Genomic DNA, 4,599 nt, shown 5'->3' with positions numbered 1-4,599 from the left:
AGCCGGCTTACATTAAAAGAGACGGAGGATTGGCTGCTTCAGGCGGCGGGTGGTGGGCCGACTGTCCCGGCGGTACGTCGCCGAGCCTTCTGGATCAGACAACGGACAGTGACGAAGGTGGCGGCCGGATACAGGTAGAAGCCGACGATCTCCCCGTTCCTATCAGTACACCGCCGTAACTTAACGTAGTTGTTCATCCACGAGTGCGTGCGTTCGAACTGCGGGCGTGGGGGCAGTAACGCCGAGAACTGGTCCCACAACGGTTCGAATTCCCTGTATCGATCCATGATCGGCGCGTGTTTGTTGTTCGGTACGCTTTTTGGCCGGATAACCGTACGCGGCGACAAACACGCGCCGATCTTCGTTCTTTTACTGGTCTCAGTGGCCGCGTAGGATCCACTGGTCGTAGTCAAGCGCCTCGGTGCCGATCGTGGTGTCATCACCGTGGCCGGTGTGCACCACGGTCTCCGGCGGCAGCGTCAGCAGCCGGCCTCTGATCGAGTCCAGGATGGTCGGAAAGTCGGAGAACGACCGGCCGGTCGCCCCCGGGCCGCCACGGAAAAGGGTGTCGCCGCTGAACAGAACCGGTTCCCCGCCGATCACCCCGTACAGGCACACCCCGCCGGGGGAGTGCCCCGGAGTGTGCATGACGTGTAGCCAGCCGCCGCCGGCGATCGGGAGCCGCTGGCCGTCGGAGAGCTCGAGGTCGGGCAGGCGGTCCGGATAGACCGCCTGCCACAGCATCAGATCCGCCGGGCACAGGGCGATCGGAGCCTGTACCCGGGCGGCCAGCTCCACCGCCGCGTTGATGTGGTCGTTGTGCCCGTGTGTCGCGACGATCACTGACACGTGCCGGCCGTCGATCGCGGCGAGGATCACTGAAGGGTCGTGTGCGGCATCGATGACCAGCACCTCGGTGTCGTCCCCGAGTAGCCAGATGTTGTTGTCAACCGTGAAGCTCTGGCCGTCGATCAGGAAGTCCCCGCGGGTGATGATCCGATCGACCCGTACCCCGCCGTTTCTCGCCACACGTTCTCCGTCCCCGTCGCTGAGCGGCTGACCGCCGGGTAGCTGACTGTCGTCGCGCTGGCCGCGTGAACGCCCAGCCGCTCACGGGCCGGACCGGCCCATTCCGGTACTGACCGTACATCTCGATCAGAGCGTAACGACACTGCGCAGTACATCGCCACGCCGCATGCGGGTAAAGGCGTCCTCGACGTCGCCGAGACCTATGGTCTCGGTCACGAACCGGTCGAGGTCGAGCCGGCCGGCTCGATACAGATCGATCAGGATGGGGAAGTCCCGGCTGGGCAGACAGTCGCCGTACCAGGACGTTTTCAGCGAGCCACCGCGACTGAATATCTCGATCATGGGCAGCTCAAGAGACATGGCCGGTTCGGGGACACCGACGAGGACGAGCCGTCCGGCGAGGTCCCGGGCGAAGAACGCCTGGCGGTAGGTCTCCGGCCGGCCGACCGCCTCGATGACCACGTCTGCGCCGTTACCGTCAGTCAACGCTCGGATCGCCTCCACGGGATCGAGGCCGCCTGCGTCGATGGTGTGGGTCGCACCGAACCCGCGGGCCCACTCCAGCTTGCGCGGGTCGATGTCCACCGCGATGATCCGTCGCGCACCGGCGATGGCCGCGCCCGCGATGGCCGCGTCCCCGACACCTCCGCAGCCGAAGACCGCGACGGTTTCCCCCCGGGTGATCTCGCCGGTGTTGACCGCCGCGCCGAACCCGGCCATCACCCCACAGCCGATCAGCCCGGCCACCTCCGGGCGCGCCGCTGGATCGATCTTCACGCACTGGGCGGCGGCCACCAGGGTCGCTTCGGCGAAGGCGCCGATACCCAGCGCCGGCGACAGCGGCGTCCCGTCCACCAGCGTCATGGGCTGGGCGGCATTGCGGGAGTCGAAGCAGTACCACGGGCGGCCCCGCAGGCAGGACCGGCAGGCCCCGCAGGGCGCCCGCCAAGCGATCACGACGTAGTCGCCGGCCGTGACCGAGGTGACCCCCTCGCCCACGGCGTCGACGACTCCGGCGGCCTCGTGACCGAGCAGGAAGGGATAATCGTCGCTGACAGCACCCTCGCGGTAATGCAGATCGGTGTGACAGATACCGCATGCCTGGACGCGCACCCGCGCCTCACCCGGCCCGGGATCGGGAACGATGATCTCGGTCAGGACGACGGGAGCGCCCTTTGCCAGGGAGACCACACCAGGAACTGTTACCCAACCCATCGCGGCGCTCCCGTCATCGTCGACCGTCAGGCACTGTCGGCCAGACACCGGGTGCGGCGGTCCGGTAGCCGCGGCGGTCCGGTAGCGTTTGCCACCAGCCGAATCACTCCGGGCCTCAGCATGGCCGGAAAACGGTGTGATCGTAGCTCGTCCTGCGCCGTCGGGTGTCCCAGGCAGCCAGGTCACGGACGGGTGTGGGGCGGGCACGGGCCTGAACCCGCCCGCGATGTCCGGCGCTCGCCGCGCCGACGTGACCTACCCGGCGTCGTGGGTCACCTCAAGTATCGGTACGCTCCTGACGGTCCGCTTCTGCTCTTCGTGCACGGATCCGCAAATATCTCCTGTGGCCTGAGGGTGCGCCGAGGATGAACGATCGCGCGCCCTCAGGCTGACCAGAAGGAGCAGGTCCCTTGACATGACCGCCGACGCCTCGCCGATGCCGACCCAGGTGCGTTCCCCCTACGGGGGGGTGACCGTCGGGGATCCGGCCCTGTCTGCCGATGGACGGCTCGACGGTGCCGACGTCGTGCACAGCTCAGGTGGGGCAGGCGAGCTGGGTCCCACGGGACGTCCGTTGCCGGCCTTTCCCAAGCCTCCTCCGGTGGTCACTCACGGTGCCGCCTGGGTGGTCGCCATGTGCAACCAGAAGGGCGGCGTCGGTAAGACGACCAGCACGATCAATCTCGGCGCGGCGCTCGCCGAGTACGGCCGCCGGACCCTGCTGGTCGACTTCGACCCGCAGGGGGCGCTGTCGGTCGGCCTCGGAATCAACCCGATGGTGCTGGAACGCACCGTCCACGATCTCCTCGTGGGTGGCGAAGCCGAGATGGGCGAGGTGATAGTCCCCACTCAGGTTGATGGTCTGGATCTGCTCCCCAGCAATATCGATCTGTCGGCCGCGGAGATGTTGCTGGTCACCGAGGTTGGTCGTGAGCACACGCTCGCGCGCGCGCTGGCGTCGGTCCGCTCCGAATACGATGTGATCCTTATTGACTGCCAGCCGTCGCTCGGTCTACTGACCGTGAACGCGCTGACCGCGGCCGACGCGGTCATCGTGCCGCTGGAGTGCGAGTATTTCGCCCTCCGCGGTGTCGCCCTGCTGCTGGACACCATCGACAAGGTGCGTGACCGGCTGAATCCACGCCTGGAGCTCGCGGGCATCCTTGCCACCATGTACGACGCCCGCACGCTGCACGCTCGGGAGGTGCTGGCGAGGGTCGTCGAACGGTTCCCGGACGAGGTCTTTCACACGGTGATCAGCCGTACCGTGCGCTTCCCGGAGACCACCGTCGCCGGTGAGCCGATCACGACCTACGCGCCCACATCGGTTGGAGCGGACGGATACCGGCGGCTGGCCCGCGAGCTGATCGCCAGGCATACGGCGCCGCCGGTGGCACAGCGCTAGGGATATACCCTGGGGACACACCCTGGCACCACGTAGCCGTAGCTTGTTCGGGAAGCGGATAAGGGACCTGTAGAGGCGTGCTGTTCCACCTGGCCGAACCCGCGGCGCTTCTGGGGATCGTTCTTGCGCTCCTCATCGGGATCTACGCACATGACGCGGCGCAGGTCGTGGTCGCGAGGTTGCTCCAGGACCCCGGGCCGATGCGGTCCGGCCGGCTGACGGCGTCGGTGAAACACCATGTCAGCCCTTTCAGCGCGGTGGCCATGATTATCGCCGGTGTCGGCTGGAGCGAGCCGATAGCCATGAACGACCTACGTCGCGGGCGACGGTTCCACGTCGCGGCGGCGCTGCTGGCCGGGCCGCTGGCCTATCTGCTGCTCACGTTCGGCGCACTCGTCGGTTTCACGTTCGTTCCCCAGTCGCTTGTCGTCATCGAGGGCAGCCGGATCGTGGAGCTCGCCGGTGTGGGCGACTTCCTCGGGAAGCTGGTGCTGTGGCTGGCGGTCACATTCGCGTCGCTGTTCATTGTGAGCCTCATCCCGGTCCCGCCCGCCGACGGTGGGCGGGTGCTGTTCGGACTCGGCCCGCAGTCACCGAGCTGGCACAGGGCCGAGTACCAGCTCCGTGAGAACAACGTCGGAATCCTCATCCTGCTGGCGCTCATCCTGCTGCCGACGTTGTTTCCCGGTTTCCCCTCGGTCGTGGACCAGCTGGTTCTTCCGTTGCTCGACGGCCTGGGCGGCATTATCAACCTCCGTCTTCGTTGACACGTTGCGCCGGCCTCACACCTTGCGTGGGCCTCGTGCGTCGCTGGTTGGCCGAACGGGTGTGGCGCTGCCGGCCCGCCCGGTCGGTGCGGCTGGCCAGCCCGGCTGGTCGGTGCGGCTGCCTGAGCCGGCGGTAGCGTCCAGGCATGGCGCGGATCAGAACATCCCCTCATCGGGATGCGT

4 protein-coding genes and 1 pseudogene are annotated in these 4,599 nt (G+C 67.3%); 2 read left to right on the top strand and 3 right to left on the bottom strand.

Going from position 1 to position 4,599, the window contains the following annotated elements:
* Positions 1–12 precede the first annotated feature (12 nt).
* The 3 genes and pseudogenes from MJ785_RS13505 to MJ785_RS13495 form a co-directional block, all read right to left on the bottom strand.
* A pseudogene (locus tag MJ785_RS13505) lies at positions 13–215 on the bottom strand (IS5/IS1182 family transposase); the annotation flags it as partial.
* 163 nt (positions 216–378) lie between these two features.
* Positions 379–1,029 (bottom strand): MBL fold metallo-hydrolase, encoded by a 651-nt coding sequence (locus MJ785_RS13500; protein WP_239346379.1) that lies wholly within the window; start codon positions 1,027–1,029, stop codon positions 379–381.
* Between the two features lie 126 nt (positions 1,030–1,155).
* Positions 1,156–2,244: an S-(hydroxymethyl)mycothiol dehydrogenase gene (locus MJ785_RS13495; RefSeq protein ID WP_239309590.1), complete on the bottom strand. Its 1,089-nt coding sequence runs from the start codon at positions 2,242–2,244 to the stop codon at positions 1,156–1,158.
* Between the two features lie 415 nt (positions 2,245–2,659).
* Here MJ785_RS13495 and MJ785_RS13490 point away from each other — a divergent pair, with 415 nt between their 5' ends.
* Together MJ785_RS13490 and MJ785_RS13485 are read left to right on the top strand one after the other, a co-directional pair.
* On the top strand, positions 2,660–3,649 hold the full coding sequence (locus MJ785_RS13490) for a ParA family protein (RefSeq protein ID WP_239309592.1): 990 nt from the start codon (positions 2,660–2,662) through the stop codon (positions 3,647–3,649).
* A gap of 77 nt (positions 3,650–3,726) precedes the next feature.
* The gene (locus tag MJ785_RS13485) at positions 3,727–4,416 is read left to right on the top strand and encodes a Zn-dependent membrane protease (protein WP_239346381.1); all 690 of its coding nucleotides are present in this window, start codon (positions 3,727–3,729) and stop codon (positions 4,414–4,416) included.
* The last annotated feature ends 183 nt before the right edge of the window (positions 4,417–4,599 follow it).

Source organism: Protofrankia sp. CiT1 (assembly GCF_917627335.1).
In the GTDB taxonomy this organism is placed as follows: Bacteria; Actinomycetota; Actinomycetes; order Frankiales; family Frankiaceae; genus Protofrankia.
This window is presented reverse-complemented; position numbering and strand designations above follow the sequence as displayed.